Here is a 20359-nt window from a genome sequence, read left to right as displayed (position 1 = left end):
ACCTGGAACGCCCGGATGGCCACTGTTTCCCTGCGCAATATCGACCTGAACCTGTTGGTGGTGCTCGATGCGCTGCTGACGGAGAAGCACGTGACCCGCACCGGCGAGCGCCTGCACCTGAGCCAGCCGGCCATCAGCCACTCCCTGGGCAAGCTGCGCTCGCTCCTGGACGACCCGCTGCTGATCCGCCAGGGCAACGATGTGTTGCTCAGCCCACTGGCCCGCAGCCTGCAAGCGCCGCTCAAGGAAATCCTCAGCCAGATCGAGACCCTGCTGGGCAAGTCCATCGACTTCGACCCGGCCGCTTCCCAGCGCATCTTCCACCTGGCGATGTCCGACTACGGTGCGGCGATCGTGCTGCCGCGGTTACTGGTGCGCCTGCGCCAGGAGGCCCCGCTGATGCGGGTGGTGGTGACCCAGGGCAGCCGCCACGAAATGTTCGAGCAAGTGGTGCAGGGCAAGCTGGACCTGGCCCTGGGGGTGTTTCCCGACCTGTCGGAGGAGGTGGTCAAGGAGGTGCTGTTCGAGGAGACCTTCAGCTGCCTGCTGGATCGCACGACCCTGGGCCCCGATGGCACCCTGGACCTGGCGCAGTACCTGGCCCGGCCGCATTTGCAGGTGTCGATGGATGGCTGTTTCAACGGCGAAGTCGATCATCGCCTGCGGGATAAGGGCTTGCAGCGCCAGATCGTGGTCAGCGTGCCCCATTGGGGCACGGCGCCGGGGATGATCCGTGGCACCGACCTGATCCTCACGGTGGCCAGTCGTACCCTGGATGAGCTGGCGCTGGAGGATGGCCTGGTGCGCCTGGCGCCGCCGATGCAGGTGCCGGCGTTCAATTTCGTCCAGGTCTGGCATGGGCGCTCCCGTGACGACCCGGCCCATGCCTGGCTGCGCGAGCAGATCCGCCTGGCCAGCGTGGCCGGCCCCTGAGGAGGCTCAGCCGCGGACGGTGATCACGAAACCGCCGATCACCACCAGCACGCCGAAGAGCTTTTGCAGGCTGATGTCCTTTTGCGGCAGGCCCACCAGGCCGAAGTAATCGATGATCAGCGAGATCAGTAGCTGGCCGATGATCACCGCCATGATGAAGTTGAGCGCTCCCAGGCGTGGCGCCATCAGCAACGCCACGGTGATGTAGAGCACTCCGGCCAGGCCCCCGAGCCAGATCCACCAGGGCCCCTGGGCGGCGGCCAGCAGGTTGGGCCGAGGCACCTTGATGAACAGCAGCAGCACGCCCAGGGCCAGCAGGCTCACCAGCAGCGAGAGGCCGGTGGCCCAGAGTGGATGCCCCAGCAGGCTGCCCAGCCGGGCGTTGGTTCCGGCCTGCAGGGGCACGGCGAAACCGGCGAGCAGGCTGAGCAGGATCGGGATGAGCAAGGCCATGAAGAAGTTCCTGTGAGTCGTTGCCTGACCTTGTACGCGAATGCCGGCAGCGGCTCCAATTCGCTGTTCTGATGCGGGCCATTCGTCGGGTCGATTCCGGGCCGCAGGGCCCTGGCGGCGGCAGATTGTCCCGTGCGGAAAACTGACCGGCGGGTTTACAATCGCCCCACCTGATCAGGAGTAACGCCGTGCTGACTCATCTCGATTCCCAAGGGCGCGCCAATATGGTCGACGTCACCGACAAGGCCGTGACGTTTCGCGAAGCGACGGCCGAAGCCCGGGTGCGCATGCTCCCGCAAACCTTGCAGATGATCGTCAGCGGCGGTCATCCCAAGGGCGATGTGTTCGCCGTGGCGCGGATCGCCGGGATCCAGGCGGCGAAAAAGACCAGCGACCTGATTCCCCTGTGCCATCCGTTGATGCTCACCAGCGTCAAGGTCGAGCTGCGCGCCGAAGGCGAGGACAGCGTGCACATCGTGGCGCGCTGCAAGCTCTCGGGGCAGACCGGGGTGGAGATGGAAGCGCTGACCGCCGCCAGCGTCGCCGCGCTGACGATCTACGACATGTGCAAGGCGGTGGACCGGGGCATGACCATCGAGGGCGTGCGAGTGCTGGAAAAACTCGGCGGCAAGAGCGGCCACTACCAGGCGGAGCCGGCATGAAGATCAAGGTGAAGTTTTTCGCCCGCTATCGCGAGGCCATCGGCCTGGATGAAACCCTGGTCGACGGCGAGTTCCGTACCGTCGCGGATGTGCGCCAGCACCTGCTGCAGGGCGTGGGCGCCCCGGTGCTGGGGGAGCAGAACCTGATGTGCGCGCGCAACGAGGAGTTGTGCCAGTTGACCGAACCCCTGGCCGACGGCGACGAAGTGGCGTTCTTCCCCACCGTGACCGGAGGCTGACATGGGCATTCGGGTACAGGACGCGGCATTCGATCCCGGCGCCGAACTCAATGCCATGCACGCGGCCAATGTCGGCGTCGGCGCGGTGGTGGGGTTCGTCGGCTACGTGCGTGATTTCAACGATGGCCAGGATGTCCACGGGATGTTCCTCGAGCACTATCCGGGCATGACCGAGAAGGCCCTGGCCAAGATCGCCGAGGAGGCCGGGCAGCGCTGGCCGTTGCTCAAGCTGGAGATCCTGCACCGCATCGGCGCCCTGGCCCCGGGTGAGCCGATCGTCTTCGTCGCCGCCGCCAGCGCCCATCGCCAGGCGGCCTTCGACGCGTGTGCCTTCGTGATGGATTACCTCAAGACCCGGGCGCCGTTCTGGAAGAAGGAGCAGACCGCCGATGGCCCGCGCTGGGTCGAAGGCCGGCACAGTGACCAGGCCGCCGCCGAGCGCTGGGAAGACTGATCCACCACAGGCCTTGGCGCATTCCTGCGCCTTGTGCAAAACCTGCCAAGCCGCGCGCCTGCACCTGGTGATCACCAGGTGCAGGCTTTGTCGTGCCCCGTTGACGATATATACATTAAAGTCCAGTATGGATTTCAAAGTACAAAACAGCTGCGCCGTTCCACCTCTTCTTTCTGTCTTGCCAAACCAACAACAATTCGCGAGAGAACGAACATGAAAAAACTCCCCCTCATCAGTGGCCTGGTCCTGGGCCTGTTGGCGTGCACCCAGCTCTCGGCCGCCGAGAAGACCCTGCGCTTCGGGATCGAGGCCGCTTATCCACCCTTTGCCTTCAAGACCGCCGAAGGCAACATCGCTGGCTTCGACTACGACATCGGCAATGCCCTGTGCGCGCAGATGCAGGTCAAGTGTGAGTGGACCGAGGTCGAGTTCGATGGGCTGATTCCATCGCTGAAGGTGAAGAAGATCGATGCCGCGCTGTCATCCATGACCATCACCGCCGAGCGCCGCAAGTCGGTGGATTTCACCCACAGGTACTACTTCACCTCGTCGCGCCTGGTGATGAAGAAAGGCGCCGTGGTGGACGACCAGTACCAGAGCCTCAAGGGCAAGACCATCGGTGTGCAGCGTTCCACCACCACCGACCGCTACGCCACCGAGGTCCTGGAACCCAAGGGCATCAAGGTGACGCGCTACAGCAATAACGAAGAGATCTACATGGACCTGGCGGCGGGGCGCCTGGATGCGATCTTCGCCGACACCATCCCGCTGGAGGATTTCCTGTCGATGCCCCGCGGCGCCGACTATGCCTTCGTCGGCCCGGAGCTCAAGGATCCGAAGTACGTCGGCGAGGGCGCCGGGATCGCCGTGCGCAAGGGGAACGAGCCACTGGTGGGCGAACTGGACAAGGCCATCGCCGGCATCCGCGCCAACGGCGAGTATCAGAAGATCCAGGCCAAGTACTTCAAGTCGGATATCTACGGCGACTGATGCCGCAGGCGTTTGCGAGCGATCGCTCCCAGGGGCGCTCGCTCGCCGAGGATCACTGCTCCTTGAGTTCCTTGAGGTGCTTGTACACCGTCGCCCGGCCCATGTTCAGCACGTTGGCCACATAGTTGGCGGCGCTCTTGCCCTTGAATGCGCCTTCGGCGTGCAGCGCCAGCACCAGTTCGCGCTTGTGGTCGCGGGTCAGCAGGTTCAGCCCCAGCTGCCGCTCGCGCAGCCAGTTGTGCAGGAAGGTGTTGATCCGCTCCTGCCAGTCATCGCGAAACAGTGAGTCTGGTTGTGGGATCAGCTTGCTGGGGGAGAGGAACAGGTCCAGCGCGGCCTTGGCATTCTCGAACAGCGAGATGTTCAGGTTGATGCACAGCACCGCCAGCGGCTGGTCCTTGGCGTCGCGCAGCACGGTGCTCAGGCTGCGGATCTTCTGGCCGTCCCAGTTGAGCTTTTCGTAGGGGCCGATGTTCCGTTCATCGCTGTCGCCGCTGAGCATGTCTTCCAGGGCCGCATCGTCACCCACTTCACGCTTGGACAGATTGTTGGCGATGTAGTCGACCTTCTGCGTGCGCAAGTCGTGGAGCACCACTTCGGCGTGGGGGAAGAACAGGGTGGCAATGGCGTCGGCGATCGCCCGGAAATTGTCCAGGGCAGGGTCCTTTGCGGGTGTGGTCATGGGTGTACTCCTGGCGGCTTCAGCGCCCGCCGCTGGCGGGCGCTGGGAGTGTGCCGCAATCGTCCGGGCGCGTCATCCCGAGGTATCAGCCCAGGCGGGCGGGGGACAGCATGGCGGCGTCCAGGCCGAAGGCCGCCAGTGCCTCCGGCAGGGCGGCGCCGCGTACCAGGGCGGCGCTGGCCTGGCCCATGGCCGGTGAGGTCTGGATGCCGTAGCCGCCTTGGCCGGCCACCCAGAACAGCCCGGGCACTTGCGGATCGAACCCGGCCAGCAGGTCGCCATCGCTGACGAAGCTGCGCAGGCCGGCCCAGGTCCGGGTCGGGCGGCGGATGCTCAAGGTCGTGGCTTCCTCGATCCGGTGGATGCCCAGGGCGATGTCCAGTTCTTCCGGCTGCACATCGTGGGGCGGCACTGGATCGGCGTTGGCCGGGGAGCCGAGGAACATGCCGGCATCGGGTTTCATGTAGAAGGATTCGTCGAGGCTGACCAGCATCGGCCAGTGCTGGCAGTCCGGGTCTTGCGGGCCGGCGAAGATGAACGCGGCGCGGCGCTTGGGTTGCAGGCCCAGGGGCCGGGCGCCGGCGAGCACGCCGACCTGATCGGCCCAGGCGCCGGCGGCGTTGATCAGCACCGGGGCGCTGAACGTCTGGCCGCTGGTGCGTACCAGCCAGTGGCCCTGGGTATCGCGCTCCAGCCCCAGGACTTCGCAATCGGTATGCAATTGGCCCTGGTTGCGGCGGATGCCGCGCAGGTAGCCCTGGTGCAGGGCATCGGTGTCGATGTCGCTGGCAGTCGGGTCGTAGAGGGCGCCGTGGACCTTGTCGCGGCGCAGGATCGGCAGGCGGGCGCAAGCTTCGTCGGCGTCGAGCAGTTGCATCTGCGGCACGCTGGCCTTGGCGCTCAGGTACTGGCGCTGCAACTCGTCGGGGTCGTTGTCGAAGTCCACGGTCATCTCGCCTCGCGGGCTCAGCAGCGGATGCTCGCAGAAGCCTTCGGGCGGCTGGTCGAAGAACGCCCGGCTGGCCAGGGTCAGTGCGCGGACCTGGGGCGTGCCGTAGGCGGCGGTGTAGAGGGCGGCGGAGCGGCCGGTGGAGTGGTAGCCCGGATGGGATTCGCGTTCCAGCACCAGCACCCGGCCATGGCGCGACAGCCAGTAACCGGTGGAAGCCCCGGCAATACCGCCGCCAATGATGATGAAATCTGCCTCGGTCATTCGAAACTCCGCAAAGGATTCAGGTAACTGGTGCTCATTGCTGGCGGCGCAAGTGGTACAGGGCGTTGGCCAGGGCGATATCCTCCAGGCCCAGGCCGATGGAGCGGAAGAACACGTGGCGTTCGCCGCTGGGCAGCCGGGCCTGGTCGCTGAGCAACTCCGGCAGGTCGCCGAGAATTGCCCCGCTGTCCCAGCCGTGCTGTTGGCTGGCGATCAGCATGTCGCCGGCCGCGCCGGGGGTGGTGCGCCGGTAGTCACAGTACACCTGCATGTCCTGCAGGGCAGCGGGCGGCACCTCATGGGCTTGTGGCGCATTGGTGCTGATGGAGGTGATCAGCGCGGGCCGCTTTAGCTGGCGCGGATCGATCACTGGCCCGGCGGACGAGGTGCAGAGCAGGATCACGTCGGCTTGCTCCAGGGCCGCCTCGCGCTGGTCGACGAGCACCAGGCGCGGGTCGAGGGCCTGCAGGCGCGCGCGCTCCGCTGCGGACCGCCGGGCCAGGCTCGGGGAGTACAGGCGGATGTCCTGCCAGGGGCGCAGGTCCTTGATGTAGTGCAGGTGGGCCTGGGCCACCGGGCCACTGCCGATGATCGTCAGGCGCTGGACGCCAGGGCCGGCCAGGGCATCGACGGCGACGGCGGTGGTGGCGGCGGTGCGAGCGGTGGTCAGTTCCCCGGCATCGCACAGCAACAGCGGTTGGCCGTGGTCCATGGACATCAGCAGCGTCCAGGCGGTGACCAGCGGGCCTTGGGTACGCACGATGTAGGGGGAAGTCTTGACCCCGTAGACCCGATCTTCGGCCAGCACGCCCTGGAAGTTGATGAAGTCCCCGGCGCCCCGGGGGAATTCCACCAGCTGTTGCGGTGGTTGCACGGCCAGCCCGGCGGCCAGGTCACGGAACAGCTTGCGCAGGATCCGGGGCACGTCGAGTTGCTCGAGCAACTGGCGGGCCTGGGGCTGGGCAATCACGAATGGCGTGCTGGACATGGAGGTACTCCGTTTTTATAAACTTATTTGTCCATTATGGACTTTTAGTTTATCCGGGCAATATCCAGGCGAAAAAAAACGCAGCCCCAGGGCTGCGTCTTTGCTTGGCCGGGTCCGTTTGGACTCAGGCTTGCGGGCGCTTGCGCTCCACGGCGCGCAGCAGCTCGGTGGGCGGCATTTCGCAGCTGATCTTGCGTCCCAGCAGTTCCTCGATCGCCGGCAACTGGTAGGAGTCGTCCTCGCCGGCGAAGCTGATGGATACGCCGTCGGCGCCGGCCCGGCCCGTCCGGCCGATGCGGTGCACGTAGTCGTCGGGGACTTCCGGCAGGGTGAAGTTGATCACATGGCTGATGCCGTCGATGTGGATGCCGCGGCCGGCGACGTCAGTGGCCACCAGGACCCGGATCTTGCCTTCGCGGAAGCCTTCCAGGGTCTTGATCCTTTTGTGCTGCGGTACATCGCCGGAGAGCTGGGCGGCATTGACGCCGTCACGCACCAGGCGTTCCTCGATGCGCCGCACTTCATCCTTGCGGTTGGCGAAGACCATCACCCGCTCCCAGCCGTTGTCGTTGACCAGGTTGTACAACAGCTTGTACTTGTCGGCACCGGCCACGGCGTAGATGTGCTGCTCGACGTTGGCGTTGGCGACGTTCTCGGCTTCGATCTCGACGATCGCCGGGTCGGTGGTCCACTGCTTGGCCAGGTTCATCACGTCTTCGGTGAAGGTGGCCGAGAACAGCAGGGTCTGGCGTTCGCTCTTGGGCGGGGTCTGGCGGATGATCTGCCGCACCTGGGGGATGAAGCCCATGTCGAGCATGCGGTCGGCTTCGTCCAGCACCATCACCTCGACCATGTCCAGGTGCACGTCGCCGCGCTGGTTGAAGTCCAGCAGGCGGCCGGGGGTGGCCACCAGGATGTCGCAGTGGCGGGCTTCGAGCTGCTTGAGCTGCTTGTCGAAGTCCATGCCGCCGACGAAGGTCATCACGTTCAGGCCGGTGTACTTGGTCAGCGCCGCGGCGTCCTTGGCGATCTGCACCACCAGTTCCCGGGTCGGGGCGATGACCAGCGCCCGCGGCTCGCCCATGTAGCGTTCCTTGGGCGGCGGGGTTTGCAGCAGCTGGGTGATGATCGAGATCAGGAACGCGGCGGTCTTGCCGGTGCCGGTCTGGGCGCGGCCGATGGCGTCCTTGCCCGCCAGGGTGAAGCCCAGTACCTGGGCCTGGATCGGCGTGCAGTAGGGGAAACCCAGGTCGTGGATGGCATGCATCAGTTCCGGGGCGAGCTTGAAATCATGGAAACGGGTCTTGCCTTCCTGGGGCTCGACCACGAAGTCCTCGAGCTTCCAGGTACTGACCGGCGGTTTCGGGGCGCGTGGGCGACGCTGCTCGGCCTTGGGTTTTTCCGCGCGCGGCGCCTTGGGAGTGGAAGGGGCGGCCGGTGTGGTCACCGGTTCTTTTTTAGTGGCGGTAGCGGGCGCGCTCCGTTCCGGCTGGTGGCCGTCATTGCGGCTGCTGGAAGGGGGGATGGGAGCACTGGGGCTTGGCGCTATCGGCTCTGCCTCGCTTTTACCGAAGATTTTCTTGAGTGCTTTGAGCACGGTCATCTCATCAATTGGTTAAGGAATGTACGCCGGCCAGTGTAATGCAAGAAACGGGCGCGGCGTAGTCTGTTGCTCGCCCTGTGGTCCCTGGGCGGAGGGTTAGCGCAGGCGCGCGGCCAGCCAGGTGCCGATATCGCGAATTTCCTCGGGCAGCACCTCGTGTTCCATCGGGTATTCCTGCCAGCTCACGTCGACCCCGCGTTGCTTGAGGTGTTCGTAGGCGGTGCGGCCCATGGCGTTCTGCACCACTTCATCGTACTGACCGTGCAGCGCCAGCACCGGGATCCGCTGCTGGCTGGCCGACAGTTGCAGTTCGTCGCTGAAAGTCGGGGCATAGGTGGACAGCGCCAGCACGCCGCCCAAGGGGCCCTGCCACCTGAGGAAGGCGGTGTGCAACACCACCGCGCCGCCCTGGGAGAAGCCGGCGAGGAAGATCCGCGAAGCGTCGATACCGCTGGCCCGTTGCTCCTCGATCAGGCGGATGACCTCGTCGGCCGATTCCTCCAGTTGCTCGCGGCTGATGGCCCGGGCCGGGCTCATGGCCAGGATGTCGTACCAGCTGGGCATGGCGTAGCCGCCATTGATGGTCACCGCGCGGGTCGGCGCCTGGGGCAGGACGAAGCGGGTGCTCAGCAGCGTCTCTTGCAGGGCCTCGGCCACCGGCAGGAAATCGTAGCGATCCGCACCCAGGCCGTGAAGCCAGATCACGCAGGCATCGGCAGGCTTGCTGGGCTGAAGGGTCAGGGGCTGGGTCATGGTTGCTCCAATTGTGTACGTGTGCGCCGGCCCGGGCATGGCCCAGGGGCGCGGCAAATTGATCGGTGAGGATGGCGCCAGGGCCAGCGGTTGCTGGCGTAACACTAACAGGCTGGCGCCGGCCTGGGGATAGCCAGCTATGTCCTTCAATTTGCAGGATCAGGTACAGGAGGAATTGCGAGACAGAACATTGAACTACGAGAAAAGCCTGAATACCATGTCGGTAAATTCATCCAATGATTGGATGACAAGAGCGCATGCCATGAGTGAAATGTCTCCTTTGATCAAACGCTCCCTGGTCGACCAGGCCCTGGAGCAGTTGCGCCTGCGGATCACCCGGGGCGCCTGGGTCGTTGGCCAGCGCCTGCCTACCGAGCCGGAACTGGCGGCCGAGCTGGGCATCAGCCGCAACACGGTGCGCGAGGCGATGCGGGTCCTGGCGTTTTCCGGGTTGATCGAGATCCGCCAGGGCGACGGTAGTTACCTGCGGGCGGTGGCCGATCCCCTGGACATGCTCCAGGCCCTGTCCCAATGCTCCGTGGAGCAGGCCCGGGAAACCCGGCAGATCCTCGAAGTGGAGGCCGTGGGCCTGGCGGCCTTGCGTCGCACCGAGCAGGACCTGCACGAGTTGCAGGTGGCCCTGCATGACAGCAGTGGGCACTTCCATGGCGACCTGGAACGCTACATCGCCTGCGACCTGGTGTTCCACCAACGGCTGGTGGACGCTGCGCACAACCCGACCCTCAGCCAGCTGTACCGCTACTTCTCCAGCGTGGTGGGGGCCCAGTTGCGCCAGAGCCTGAACATCACTCCGCGCCGCCAGGACGTCTTCGACCTGCACCAGCACTTGCTCGATGCCATCGAACAAGGCGACCCCGAGCGCGCCAAGGGTATTTCCCGCCAACTGATCAACGAATCCTGAAGCCGAGACCGACCATGTCCAACCACCAGGCATCCCCCCATACCCCACCGCCGGAACTGCTGATCGACGCCGAGGCCGACGACGAAGAAGTGCAGCAGGCTCCGCCAGTGCTGCGTCGCCCCTGGCTGTTGCTGCTGGGGTTGATCCTGGTGGCGCTGAACCTGCGGCCGGCGCTGTCGAGCATGGCACCGCTGCTCAGTGATGTATCGCAGCACCTGGGGCTGTCGGCAGCCAAGGCCGGTTTGCTGACCACCCTGCCAGTGTTGTGCCTGGGGCTGTTCGCGCCCCTGGCACCGGTGCTGGCCCGGCGTTTCGGCGCCGAGCGGGTGGTGCTGGGGATCTTGCTGACCCTGGCCCTGGGCATCGTCGTGCGCAGCTCGTCCGGTGAGGTCGGGGTGTTTGCCGGGAGCATCCTGGCGGGCGCCAGCATCGGGGTGATCGGCGTGTTGCTGCCGGGTATCGTCAAGCGTGATTTCGCGCGCCATGCCGGGACCATGACCGGGGTCTACACCATGGCCCTGTGCCTGGGCGCCGCCATGGCGGCCGGAGCCAGCGTGCCCTTGAGCCATGCCTTTGGCGACAGCTGGGCCATGGGCCTGGGCTTCTGGGTGGTGCCGGCGCTGGTGGCGGGGCTGTTCTGGCTGCCCCAGGTCGGGCAGAAGCACGGCGCCCATCATGTGGCCTATCGCGTGCGGGGGCTGTTGCGTGACCGCCTGGCCTGGCAGGTGACCCTGTACATGGGCCTGCAATCTTCCCTCGCTTACATCGTGTTCGGCTGGTTGCCGTCGATCCTCATCGGTCGTGGCCTGAGCCCGACCCAGGCGGGACTTGTGCTGTCGGGCTCGGTGATCGTGCAGTTGATCAGCTCCCTGGCCGCTCCCTGGCTGGCGACCCGGGGCAAGGACCAGCGCCTGGCCATCGTGATCGTCATGCTGATGACCCTGGGCGGCCTGTTCGGTTGCCTGTACGCGCCGCTCGATGGCCTGTGGGGCTGGGCGATCCTCCTGGGCCTGGGCCAGGGCGGCACCTTCAGTCTGGCCCTGACCCTGATCGTGCTGCGCTCGCGCGATACCCACGTGGCGGCCAACCTGTCGAGCATGGCCCAGGGCATCGGCTATACGCTGGCCTCCATGGGCCCGTTCGCGGTGGGCCTGGTGCACGACTGGACCGGTGGCTGGAATGCCCTGGGCTGGATCTTCGCGGTGCTGGGCGGTGGCGCCATCATCGCCGGGCTGGGCGCCGGCCGTGCGCTTTATGTGCAGGTGCAAAGCGAAAGGATCTGAGCGGCCTCACCGACGGTATTTACCCGGCAAATGTCGGTAGTGTTGCGCCGGTTTGCGGATTATCGTGCAGGCATTCCACGTCCCTTCGGAGTTTGTCCATGAGCGATGCCCATCGTGCGCTGATCAGCGAGTTCTACCAGGCTTTCCAACGCCTGGATGCCGAGGCCATGAGTGCCTGCTACACCGAGGATGTGCTCTTCAGCGACCCGGCGTTCGGTGAGCTGCGCGGGCGTGACGCCGGCGACATGTGGCGCATGCTGGCCTCGCGGGCCAAGGATTTCTCGTTGACCTTCGACAGTGTGCGCGCCGATGAGCGCAGCGGTGGCGCGCACTGGGTGGCGACCTACCTGTTCAGCCAGACCGGGCGCACCGTGGTCAACGATATCCAGGCGCGTTTCGTGTTCCGCGACGGCAAGATCTGCGAGCACCACGATCATTTCGACATGTGGCGCTGGGCTCGCCAGGCCCTGGGAGCCAAGGGCTTGCTGCTGGGCTGGACGCCACTGCTGAAGAATGCCGTGCGTGCCCAGGCGCGCAAGAGTCTGAAGGCCTTCCAGGGCGGTCGCTGAATCCATCCTCTGTTAAGATCGCGGCTTGTTATCCACAAGCCCGATGCCTTTCGTGACCAACCCCGATCCGTCCCCCGTCGCTTGCGCCGTGCCACCGGCGCCGGCCAGCAAACCCTGGTTCGTCTACCTGGTGCGGGCGGCCAATGGCGCCTTGTACTGCGGTATCAGCGACGATCCGCAGCGGCGTTTCGCCAAGCACCAAAGCGGCAAGGGCGCGCGTTTCTTTCTCTCCAGTCCGGCGGTCGCGCTGGTCTATACCGAGGCTTGTCGCGACAAGAGCGAGGCCCTGCGCCAGGAGCGGCTGATCAAGAAACTCAAGAAGAGTGCCAAGGAGTGCCTGGTGGCGGGGGCGGCAGGGCAGTCATCAATCTGACTGATGGTTTCCCATCAGTCGAATTCGTAGGTCATCCGTCGATTGCGCGCTAAGCTCAAGCCTCTTTTTCTCATGGCGGAGCCTGGTATGTCTGAGTTGATCCTTCATCATTACTCGACCTCACCCTTTGCGGAGAAAGCCCGCTTGCTGCTGGGTTTCAAGGGGCTTTCCTGGCGTTCGGTGAAGATCGCCCCGGTGATGCCCAAGCCCGACCTGACCGCATTGACGGGCGGCTATCGCAAGACCCCGGTCCTGCAGGTGGGGGCCGACATCTATTGCGACACGGCCATGATCGCCCGGCGCCTGGAGCAGGAAAAAGCCAGCCCGGCGCTGTTTCCCGAAGGCCAGGAGCTGACCAGCGCGACCTTCGCTGCCTGGGCCGACTCGACGGTGTTCCAGCATGCGGTGACCCTGGTGTTCCAGCCTGAGTCGGCTGCGGTGCGCTTTGGCAAGCTGCCGCCGGAGGCCGTCAAGGCATTCATGGCCGACCGGGCCGGGCTGTTCAGTGGCGGCAGTGCTCGCCGGGTGCCGTTGGAGCAGGCCAGGCACCAATGGCCGACTTTCATGGCGCGCCTGGAGCAGCAGTTGCAACGTGAGCCGGGAGACTTCCTGTTTGGCCAACCGTCGATCGCCGACATCGCCATGGCCCATCCCCTGTGGTTCCTCAAGGGCACCCCGGTGACCGCGCCGCTGGTGGATGAATACCCTGCGGTCGCCGCCTGGCTGGCCCGGGTGCTGGATTTCGGCCACGGCGCCTCCAGCGAGATGAGCGCCGAAGAGGCCCTGGCGGTGGCGCATGCTGCGACGCCGGCCCCGCTGCCCCAGGAAGCTTTCGTCGATGCCAATGGTTTCAAGGCCGGCCAGCAGGTGGTGATTGCCGCGACCGACTATGGGGTCGATCCGGTGGCCGGGGAGTTGCTGTTCGCCGGGAGCGAAGAGCTGATCCTGCGTCGTGAGGACCCGCGCGCCGGTGTGGTGCATGTGCACTTCCCGCGCCTGGGGTTTGGCATCCAGGCCCAGTGACCTGCTGCCATGGCCGCTACTTGGGCAGGGCGGCCATGATGGCGTCGGGATCGTAGGTGCGGATCAGGGTGCCGTTCACGTCCAGGATCGGGATCCCGGCGCCACCCAGGTCGATGTAGGCCTGGCGCGCGCTGGGGTCTTTCTCGATATCGAACTCCCGATAGGGAATGCCCTTCTGGTCGAGAAAGCGCCGGGTGGCCTTGCAGTAGCCGCACCAGTCCGTGGCGTACAGCACCACCCTGGCCTGGCTACGGGTGGTCTCGGAAACCGCCGCGCCAGGATCGAACAATCGCTCGATCTTGCCCCAGTGCTGGTAGAGCACCACTACCAGCAGGATCAGCAGGAACTTCTTCAAGACCCCCTGGAGCATCAGTTGCGACGCTTGAGCTGGTCGGTCAGCTGGGTCGGCAGGCCCTTGATGATCAAGGTCCCGGCTTCTTCGTCGTACTCGATCTTCGAGCCCAGCAGGTGGGCCTCGAAGCTGATGGACAGGCCCTCGGCGCGGCCGGTGAAGCGGCGGAACTGGTTGAGGGTGCGCTTGTCTGCCGGGATTTCCGGCGACAGGCCGTAGTCCTTGTTGCGGATATGGTCGTAGAACGCCTTCGGCCGGTCTTCGTCGATCAACTCCGAGAGCTCTTCCAGGCCTACGGGTTCGCCGAGCTTGGCCTGGCTGCTGGCATAGTCCACCAGGGCCTTGGTCTTCTCCCGCGCCGAGTCCTCGGGCAGGTCTTCGCTTTCGACGAAGTCGCTGAAGGCCTTGAGCAGGGTGCGGGTCTCGCCAGGGCCGTCGACGCCTTCCTGGCAACCGATGAAGTCGCGGAAGTATTCCGAGACCTTCTTGCCGTTCTTGCCCTTGATGAATGAAATGTACTGCTTGGACTGCTTGTTGTTCTGCCACTCGGAGACGTTGATCCGCGCCGCCAGATGCAGTTGACCCAGATCCAGGTGACGGGAGGGCGTCACGTCCAGCTGGTCGGTCACCGCCACGCCTTCGCTGTGGTGCAGCAGGGCGATGGCCAGGTAGTCGGTCATGCCCTGCTGGTAGTGAGCGAACAGCACGTGACCGCCCACCGACAGGTTGGATTCTTCCATCAGCTTCTGCAGGTGTTCCACCGCCACTCGGCTGAAGGCGGTGAAGTCCTGGCCACCGTCGAGGTATTCCTTCAGCCAGCCGCTGAAGGGAAAGGCGCCGGACTCCGGATGGAACAGGCCCCAGGCCTTGCCCTGCTTGGCGTTATAGCTTTCGTTGAGGTCGGCGAGCATGTTCTCGATGGCCGCGGACTCTGCCAGCTCCGAGTCGCGGGCGTGCAGCACGGCAGGGCTGCCGTCGGGTTTCTTGTCGATCAGGTGGACGATGCAATGACGGATCGGCATGGGCTTCTCGGCTGGTTGAAGGGGGGAGGGCGGGCTCCCTGAAAAAGTGCCCAGTGTACCGCACCCGCTGGTTTTGGCGCGGTTGGCCGGGTGATGAACGGCTCGTAGGTGCAGCTTATGCAGTTTTTTACCGATTTAGAGCAATAAAGCTGACCAAATGGCTAGGTAGAGGCGGATATTTCGCCGTCTGTGTGCTAGTTTTGCCCCGTCTTACGCGGTGTCTCTGCGTTAAGCGTGCAGTCAGCATTTGTCGGGTCGAACCAAACCCAGAATTCGGTATCTATAACCCCGATCCGTCGTGGTTGTAACCGGGGTGCCAGATCCACAAGATCTGGCTCGATGGCTGACACTGCACTCTGCAATCCAAATGAATTTGATAGGGAAGGAACACCATAATGGCTATTACTAAAGACCAACTGATCGCCGATATCGCTGAAGCTATCGACGCGCCGAAAACCACCGCGCGTAACGCCCTGGATCAACTGGCCCAGATCGTTGCTGATCAATTGGAAAATGGCGGCGAAATCACTCTGCCAGGCATCGGCAAACTGAAAGTGACCGAGCGTCCTGCCCGTACTGGCCGTAACCCATCGACTGGCGCTGCCATCGAAATCGCTGCCAAGAAAGTGATCAAGCTGGTTGTGGCCAAAGGCCTGACCGACGCTATCAACAAGTAATACCTGCAGTGAAACCGTGCTCAGAGTCTTCCGGGCACGGTTTGTGTGATAACGGTTCACGCAAGGTGAATCGTCGCTGAATCCCCCGCCTACTCAGTTCTTCCCTGCCCAGCGCTCCTGACTCCAGGCCTGTTGCTGTGCCTTGTCCTTGAAGGTCCAGGCCACGAAGCGGCTCTGTTTCTGCCCCTGGGACATTTCCACTACCCGGCTTTCCAGGACCCCGGCCTTGCGCAGGGCGCTGTCGATCGCCGGCAGGTTCGATGCCTTCGACACCAGGGTGCTGAACCACAGCACTTGCTGGCCGAGCGCGGCGCTTTCGCTGATCAGCTGGCTGACGAAACCGATCTCGCCACCTTCGCACCACAGCTCCCGGGCCTGGCCGCCAAAGTTCAGCACGGGCAGCTTGCGCTTGGGGTCGGCCTTGCCCAGGGCGCGCCATTTACGCTGGCTGCCCCGGGTGGCCTCTTCGAGGGAGGAGTGGAAGGGCGGGTTGCACAGGGTCAGGTCGAAGCGCTCGTTGCTGTCGAGCAAGCCGTCGAGGATCTGCTTCGGGTTGCCTTGCTGGCGCAGGCTGATGGCCTTGCTCAAGCCATTGGCCTGGACGATGGTCTTGGCCGCCGCCAGGGCGGTGCTGTCGATGTCCGAGCCGAGGAAGTGCCAGCGGTAGTCGCTGTAGCCGATCAGTGGATAGATGCAGTTGGCGCCGACGCCGATATCCAGCGCCCGTACGGCGGCGCCCCGGGGAATCTCGCCCTGGTTGTGACTGGCCAGCAGGTCGGCGAGAAAGTGCACGTAGTCGGCGCGGCCGGGCACCGGCGGGCAGAGGAAGTCCGCTGGAATGTCCCAATGGGCGATGCCGTAGAAGGCCTTGAGCAGGGCGCGGTTGAACACGCGCACGGCGGCGGGGTCGGCGAAGTCGATGCTTTCCTTGCCGTAGGGGTTGAGGATCACGAACTGGCCCAGTTCCGGGGTGCCCTTGATCAGTTGCGGGAAGTCGTAGCGCCCCTGGTGGCGGTTGCGCGGGTGCAGGCTGGCTTTTTCCCGGGGGGCGGCGACCTTGGTTGCAGTGGCGGGCTTGGGCTTCTTGCGCGGCGGCTTGGGGGTGTTGGGGGCGGTCATGGCGGAATGAATTCGGGGCTGGCTCAAATTGGCGGGCATTGTCCCACAACAGCAGCGGCAAGTTTCAAGCGGTGAGCGACAAGAGAGGAGCGGACAAACGCCATAAAAAAAGGGAGGCCCTGTGGGCCTCCCTTCTTCACGTCGCGCTGGTCGCCGTTACAGGCTGGAGATCCGTGCGTGCTGCTCGGCCAGCTTGCCCAGGGCCTGCTCGGCCTCGGCCAGCTTGGCGCGTTCCTTCTCGATCACCTCGGCAGGGGCCTTGTCGACGAAGGAGGCGTTGGACAGCTTGCCGCCCACACGCTGCACTTCGCCTTGCAGGCGCTGGATTTCCTTGTCCAGGCGAGCCAGTTCCGCACCTTTGTCGATCAGGCCGGCCATCGGCACCAGCACTTCCATCTCGCCGACCAGGGCGGTGGCCGACAGCGGTGCTTCGTCGCCGGCGCCCAGCACGGTGATGGACTCGAGCTTGGCCAGCTTCTTCAGCAGGGCCTCGTTCTCGGCCAGGCGGCGCTGGTCTTCGGCGCTGGCGTTCTTCAGGAACAGTGCCAGGGGCTTGCCCGGGCCGATGTTCATCTCGGCACGGATGTTACGGGTGCCGAGCATCAGGCCCTTGAGCCATTCGATGTCGTCCTCGGCCGCCTGGTCGATGCGTGCCTCGACGGCCACCGGCCATGGTTGCAGCATGATGGTCTTGCCAGTGCTGCCTGCCAGCGGCGCCAGGCGCTGCCAGATTTCCTCGGTGATGAACGGCATGAACGGATGGGCCAGGCGCAGGGCCACTTCCAGCACGCGCACCAGGGTCCGACGGGTGCCGCGCTGGCGCTCGACCGGAGCGTTCTCATCCCACAGTACAGGCTTGGACAGTTCCAGGTACCAGTCGCAGTACTGGTTCCAGATGAACTCGTACAGCGCCTGGGCGGCCAGGTCGAAGCGGAACTGGTCGAGTTGGCGAGTGACTTCGGCTTCGGTGCGCTGCAGCTGCGAGATGATCCAGCGATCGGCCAGGGACAGCTCGTAAGCCTCGCCGTTCTGGCCACAGTCTTCGCCTTTGTCCAGCACGTAGCGCGCGGCGTTCCAGATCTTGTTGCAGAAGTTGCGGTAACCCTCGACGCGACCCATGTCGAACTTGATGTCGCGACCGGTGGTGGCCAGGGAGCAGAAGGTGAAGCGCAGGGCGTCGGTGCCGTAGCTGGCGATGCCGTCGGCGAACTCGGCGCGGGTCTGCTTCTCGATGGCTTTCTGCAGCTTGGGCTGCATCAGGCCGGTGGTGCGTTTTTGCACCAGGGTCTCGAGGTCGATGCCGTCGATGATATCCAGCGGGTCAAGGACGTTGCCCTTGGACTTGGACATCTTCTGGCCCTGGCCGTCGCGGACCAGGCCGTGCACGTAGACGGTCTTGAACGGAACCTGCGGCGTACCGTCCTCGTTCTTCACCAGGTGCATGGTGAGCATGATCATCCGGGCGACCCAGAAGAAAATGATGTCGAAACCGGTCACCAGCACATCGGTGGGGTGGAAGGTCTTGAGAAATTCGGTCTGCTCCGGCCAGCCCAGGGTGGAGAAGGTCCACAGGCCCGAACTGAACCAGGTGTCGAGGACGTCGTTGTCCTGCTGCAGGGCGATGTCCGCGCCGAGGTTGTGCTTGGCCCGTACTTCGGCCTCGCTGCGGCCGACGTAGACCTTGCCCGACTCGTCGTACCAGGCCGGGATGCGATGGCCCCACCACAGCTGGCGGCTGATGCACCAGTCCTGGATATCGCGCATCCAGGAGAAGTACATGTTTTCGTACTGCTTGGGCACGAACTGGATGCGGCCATCTTCCACGGCAGCGATGGCAGGTTCTGCCAGCGGCTTGGTGGAGACGTACCACTGGTCGGTCAGCCAGGGCTCGATGACGGTGCCGGAGCGGTCGCCCTTCGGCACTTTCAGGGCGTGGTCGTCGACGCTGACCAGCAGGCCGGCGGCGTCGAAGGCGGCGACGATCTGCTTGCGCGCCTCGAAGCGGTCCAGGCCCACGTATTCGGCCGGGATCTTGCCGTCGATGCTGTCGTTCAGGCTGCCGTCCAGGTTGAATACCTGGCAGGCCGGCAGGACGCTGGCGTTTTTGTCGAAGATGTTCAGCAGCGGCAGGTTGTGGCGCTTGCCGACGTCGTAGTCGTTGAAGTCGTGGGCCGGGGTGATCTTCACGCAACCGGTGCCGAATTCAGGGTCGCAGTAATCGTCGGCGATGATCGGGATGCGCCGGCCAACCAGCGGCAGCTCGACGAACTTGCCGATCAGGGCCTGGTAGCGCTCGTCGGTCGGGTTCACCGCGACGGCGGCGTCGCCCAGCATGGTTTCCGGGCGGGTGGTGGCGACGATCAGGTAGTCGTTGCCTTCGGCGGTCTTGGCGCCGTCGGCCAGCGGGTACTTCAGGTTCCACAGGAAACCCTTCTCGTCGTGGTTTTCCACTTCGAGGTCGGAGATCGCGGTGTGCAACTTGGTATCCCAGTTGACCAGGCGCTTGCCGCGGTAGATCAGGCCGTCTTCATGCAGGCGCACGAAGGCTTCCTTCACGGCTTCCGAGAGGCCGTCGTCCATGGTGAAGCGTTCGCGGCTCCAGTCCACGGAAGAACCCAGGCGGCGGATCTGGCGGCTGATGTTGCCACCGGATTGATCCTTCCATTCCCAGACCTTCTCCAGGAACTTCTCCCGGCCCAGGTCGTGGCGATTCTGGCCCTGGGCTTCGATCTGGCGCTCCACCAGCATCTGGGTGGCGATACCGGCGTGGTCGGTACCGGGCTGCCACAGGGTATTGCGACCCTGCATGCGGCGGAAACGGATCAGGGCGTCCATGATCGCGTTGTTGAAGCCGTGGCCCATGTGCAGGCTGCCGGTGACGTTCGGCGGCGGGATCATGATGGTGTAGGAGTCGCCCGCGCCTTGCGGGGCGAAGTAGTTCTCGGACTCCCAGGTCTGGTACCAGGAAGTTTCAATGGCGTGCGGCTGGTAGGTCTTATCCATGCGCGGCGGGACCCTATTGGCATTTATTCAGGAAAAGCCGGGAAGTATAGCGGAGGGGGGCAGCTGCAAGCCATAAGCGACAAGCGACAAGATGGCCAGGCCCGGCTTTGATTCGTGGCTTACGGCTTGCCGCTGGTGGCTGCCGCGAGCAGGCGCTCCAGGCGGGCATCGAGGCGGCGCTTGATCTCGGTCTCGATGTGCGGGGCGAAGTCGTCGATCACGTCTTGCATGATCAGCTGGGCGGCAGCGCGCAGTTCGCTGTCCAGGTGCAGCAGGGCATCGGCATTGCTGTCGGCGGGGGCTGGCTTGGCGCTGGCGGTCGGTTTTGGGGCCGGGGCTGGAGCCGGTTCGGAGCTGGCGGCCTGTACCTGGGGCTTGGTTGGTGCCGTGGGTTCCACTGGCGTCGCTGCGGGCTGCTGGTTGCCCACCATATCGAACAGCAGTGGGATCTGGCCTTCGCCGGTGACGGTTTCGGTCAGCAGCGGCGGTTGCAGGTTCTCGTCACCGAGCAGTTGGCGGATCGACTCGAGGTCGTCCAGCAGGTGTGCGGACTTGGGGCGTGGGTTGGGAGTGTCCATCGGATGCTCAGAGTCGTTGTAAGCGGTGATCTTGCAGAGAATAGCCCTGTTCGCGATAGAAACGGAAACTCTCGCGGGCGGCCTGACGAATAGTGGGTTCTTCCACCACTACCTCGGCTATCCGGGCAAAACGCGGGGCGAAGGTCGGGACCTTGAGGTCCAGGTTCACCAGCAGGTCGGCATGCTCGCCGGGCTCCTGGCCCAGGCCCAGGACGATCTGGCCTTCGGGCTCGCTCTCCGCGGGGCCGTGGGGGACGAAGGTCTCGCCCTTGAAGCTCCATAGCCGGGCATCGAGTTCGTCGCGCTGGGCAGCATCGCTGCAATGCAGGTAGATGCGGTGGCCCATGCGCCAGGCCTTGTCGGTGAGCTTGCAGGCGAAGTCCAGGCGGGCCGCCGGGTCCGCGCTGGGGAGAATATAGAAGTCGACTTTGGTCATCGGGGTTCCTGAGCCGAGGGGGCGCGGCGCTC

Annotated in this window: 23 protein-coding genes; 11 read left to right on the top strand and 12 right to left on the bottom strand. The window is 64.8% G+C overall.

Annotation, left to right across the window (positions count from 1 at the left end; translation table 11 throughout):
* Positions 1–15: 15 nt before the first annotated feature.
* The gene (locus CAG11_RS10370) at positions 16–933 is read left to right on the top strand and encodes a LysR family transcriptional regulator (RefSeq protein WP_022642444.1); all 918 of its coding nucleotides are present in this window, start codon (positions 16–18) and stop codon (positions 931–933) included.
* 6 nt (positions 934–939) lie between these two features.
* Here CAG11_RS10370 and CAG11_RS10365 read toward each other — a convergent pair whose 3' ends face one another.
* Positions 940–1386: a DMT family transporter gene (locus CAG11_RS10365; protein WP_085596238.1), complete on the bottom strand. Its 447-nt coding sequence runs from the start codon at positions 1384–1386 to the stop codon at positions 940–942.
* A gap of 188 nt (positions 1387–1574) precedes the next feature.
* Here CAG11_RS10365 and moaC point away from each other — a divergent pair, with 188 nt between their 5' ends.
* From moaC to CAG11_RS10345, 4 genes are all read left to right on the top strand, one after another.
* On the top strand, positions 1575–2048 hold the full coding sequence (gene moaC / locus CAG11_RS10360) for a cyclic pyranopterin monophosphate synthase MoaC (RefSeq protein ID WP_022642446.1): 474 nt from the start codon (positions 1575–1577) through the stop codon (positions 2046–2048).
* Positions 2045–2287, top strand: a complete 243-nt coding sequence (locus CAG11_RS10355; protein WP_085596237.1) for a MoaD/ThiS family protein — start codon at positions 2045–2047, stop codon at positions 2285–2287. The genes moaC and CAG11_RS10355 overlap by 4 nt, the downstream gene beginning before the upstream one ends.
* Position 2288: 1 nt before the next feature.
* Positions 2289–2741, top strand: a complete 453-nt coding sequence (gene moaE, locus CAG11_RS10350; protein WP_022642448.1) for a molybdopterin synthase catalytic subunit MoaE — start codon at positions 2289–2291, stop codon at positions 2739–2741.
* Positions 2742–2954: 213 nt separating this feature from the next.
* Positions 2955–3731: an ABC transporter substrate-binding protein gene (locus CAG11_RS10345; RefSeq protein ID WP_085596236.1), complete on the top strand. Its 777-nt coding sequence runs from the start codon at positions 2955–2957 to the stop codon at positions 3729–3731.
* A gap of 52 nt (positions 3732–3783) precedes the next feature.
* On the opposite strand, the gene CAG11_RS10340 is transcribed toward CAG11_RS10345, so the two are convergent.
* The 5 genes from CAG11_RS10340 to CAG11_RS10320 all read right to left on the bottom strand — a co-directional run bounded on the left by CAG11_RS10340 (position 3784) and on the right by CAG11_RS10320 (position 8970).
* Positions 3784–4413: a transcriptional regulator gene (locus CAG11_RS10340; RefSeq protein WP_085596235.1), complete on the bottom strand. Its 630-nt coding sequence runs from the start codon at positions 4411–4413 to the stop codon at positions 3784–3786.
* Between the two features lie 85 nt (positions 4414–4498).
* Positions 4499–5626 carry an FAD-binding oxidoreductase gene (locus CAG11_RS10335; RefSeq protein ID WP_085596234.1) on the bottom strand — a complete coding sequence of 376 codons (1128 nt, stop codon included), beginning with the start codon at positions 5624–5626 and terminating at the stop codon, positions 4499–4501.
* 34 nt (positions 5627–5660) lie between these two features.
* On the bottom strand, positions 5661–6614 hold the full coding sequence (locus CAG11_RS10330; RefSeq protein ID WP_085596233.1) for an ornithine cyclodeaminase family protein: 954 nt from the start codon (positions 6612–6614) through the stop codon (positions 5661–5663).
* Between the two features lie 124 nt (positions 6615–6738).
* Complete coding sequence (rhlB, locus tag CAG11_RS10325) at positions 6739–8217, bottom strand: ATP-dependent RNA helicase RhlB (protein WP_085596232.1); 1479 nt, start codon at positions 8215–8217, stop codon at positions 6739–6741.
* Between the two features lie 96 nt (positions 8218–8313).
* Positions 8314–8970, bottom strand: a complete 657-nt coding sequence (locus CAG11_RS10320; protein ID WP_085596231.1) for an alpha/beta hydrolase — start codon at positions 8968–8970, stop codon at positions 8314–8316.
* A gap of 262 nt (positions 8971–9232) precedes the next feature.
* On the opposite strand from CAG11_RS10320, the gene CAG11_RS10315 reads away from it, so the two are divergent.
* The 5 genes from CAG11_RS10315 to CAG11_RS10295 all read left to right on the top strand — a co-directional run bounded on the left by CAG11_RS10315 (position 9233) and on the right by CAG11_RS10295 (position 13140).
* Positions 9233–9892 (top strand): FadR/GntR family transcriptional regulator, encoded by a 660-nt coding sequence (locus CAG11_RS10315; RefSeq protein WP_085596230.1) that lies wholly within the window; start codon positions 9233–9235, stop codon positions 9890–9892.
* Between the two features lie 14 nt (positions 9893–9906).
* Positions 9907–11175: a CynX/NimT family MFS transporter gene (locus CAG11_RS10310; protein ID WP_085596229.1), complete on the top strand. Its 1269-nt coding sequence runs from the start codon at positions 9907–9909 to the stop codon at positions 11173–11175.
* Between the two features lie 98 nt (positions 11176–11273).
* On the top strand, positions 11274–11744 hold the full coding sequence (locus CAG11_RS10305) for a nuclear transport factor 2 family protein (RefSeq protein ID WP_085596228.1): 471 nt from the start codon (positions 11274–11276) through the stop codon (positions 11742–11744).
* Between the two features lie 52 nt (positions 11745–11796).
* Complete coding sequence (locus tag CAG11_RS10300; RefSeq protein ID WP_085596356.1) at positions 11797–12117, top strand: GIY-YIG nuclease family protein; 321 nt, start codon at positions 11797–11799, stop codon at positions 12115–12117.
* Positions 12118–12204: 87 nt separating this feature from the next.
* Entirely contained in the window at positions 12205–13140 is a 936-nt protein-coding gene (locus CAG11_RS10295; RefSeq protein ID WP_085596227.1) for a glutathione S-transferase family protein, read from the top strand.
* 16 nt (positions 13141–13156) lie between these two features.
* Here CAG11_RS10295 and CAG11_RS10290 read toward each other — a convergent pair whose 3' ends face one another.
* Together CAG11_RS10290 and yejK are read right to left on the bottom strand one after the other, a co-directional pair.
* Positions 13157–13510 (bottom strand): glutaredoxin family protein, encoded by a 354-nt coding sequence (locus CAG11_RS10290; RefSeq protein ID WP_068583499.1) that lies wholly within the window; start codon positions 13508–13510, stop codon positions 13157–13159.
* Positions 13510–14514 carry a nucleoid-associated protein YejK gene (yejK, locus tag CAG11_RS10285; RefSeq protein ID WP_022642461.1) on the bottom strand — a complete coding sequence of 335 codons (1005 nt, stop codon included), beginning with the start codon at positions 14512–14514 and terminating at the stop codon, positions 13510–13512. The genes CAG11_RS10290 and yejK overlap by 1 nt, the downstream gene beginning before the upstream one ends.
* A gap of 395 nt (positions 14515–14909) precedes the next feature.
* Here yejK and CAG11_RS10280 point away from each other — a divergent pair, with 395 nt between their 5' ends.
* On the top strand, positions 14910–15191 hold the full coding sequence (locus tag CAG11_RS10280) for an HU family DNA-binding protein (RefSeq protein WP_022642462.1): 282 nt from the start codon (positions 14910–14912) through the stop codon (positions 15189–15191).
* A gap of 93 nt (positions 15192–15284) precedes the next feature.
* On the opposite strand, the gene rlmF is transcribed toward CAG11_RS10280, so the two are convergent.
* From rlmF to CAG11_RS10260, 4 genes are all read right to left on the bottom strand, one after another.
* The gene (gene rlmF, locus CAG11_RS10275; protein WP_085596226.1) at positions 15285–16310 is read right to left on the bottom strand and encodes a 23S rRNA (adenine(1618)-N(6))-methyltransferase RlmF; all 1026 of its coding nucleotides are present in this window, start codon (positions 16308–16310) and stop codon (positions 15285–15287) included.
* Between the two features lie 156 nt (positions 16311–16466).
* On the bottom strand, positions 16467–19313 hold the full coding sequence (locus CAG11_RS10270) for a valine--tRNA ligase (protein WP_085596225.1): 2847 nt from the start codon (positions 19311–19313) through the stop codon (positions 16467–16469).
* Between the two features lie 119 nt (positions 19314–19432).
* Positions 19433–19891 (bottom strand): DNA polymerase III subunit chi, encoded by a 459-nt coding sequence (locus CAG11_RS10265; RefSeq protein WP_085596224.1) that lies wholly within the window; start codon positions 19889–19891, stop codon positions 19433–19435.
* A gap of 7 nt (positions 19892–19898) precedes the next feature.
* Entirely contained in the window at positions 19899–20327 is a 429-nt protein-coding gene (locus CAG11_RS10260; protein ID WP_085596223.1) for a DNA polymerase III subunit chi, read from the bottom strand.
* Positions 20328–20359 lie beyond the last annotated feature (32 nt).

Source organism: Pseudomonas sp. B6(2017), from assembly GCF_002112765.1.
GTDB classification, from domain to species: domain Bacteria; phylum Pseudomonadota; class Gammaproteobacteria; order Pseudomonadales; family Pseudomonadaceae; genus Aquipseudomonas; species Aquipseudomonas piscis.
The sequence above is the reverse complement of the archived record's forward strand: the minus strand, read 5'-3'. Positions and strand labels throughout refer to the sequence as shown.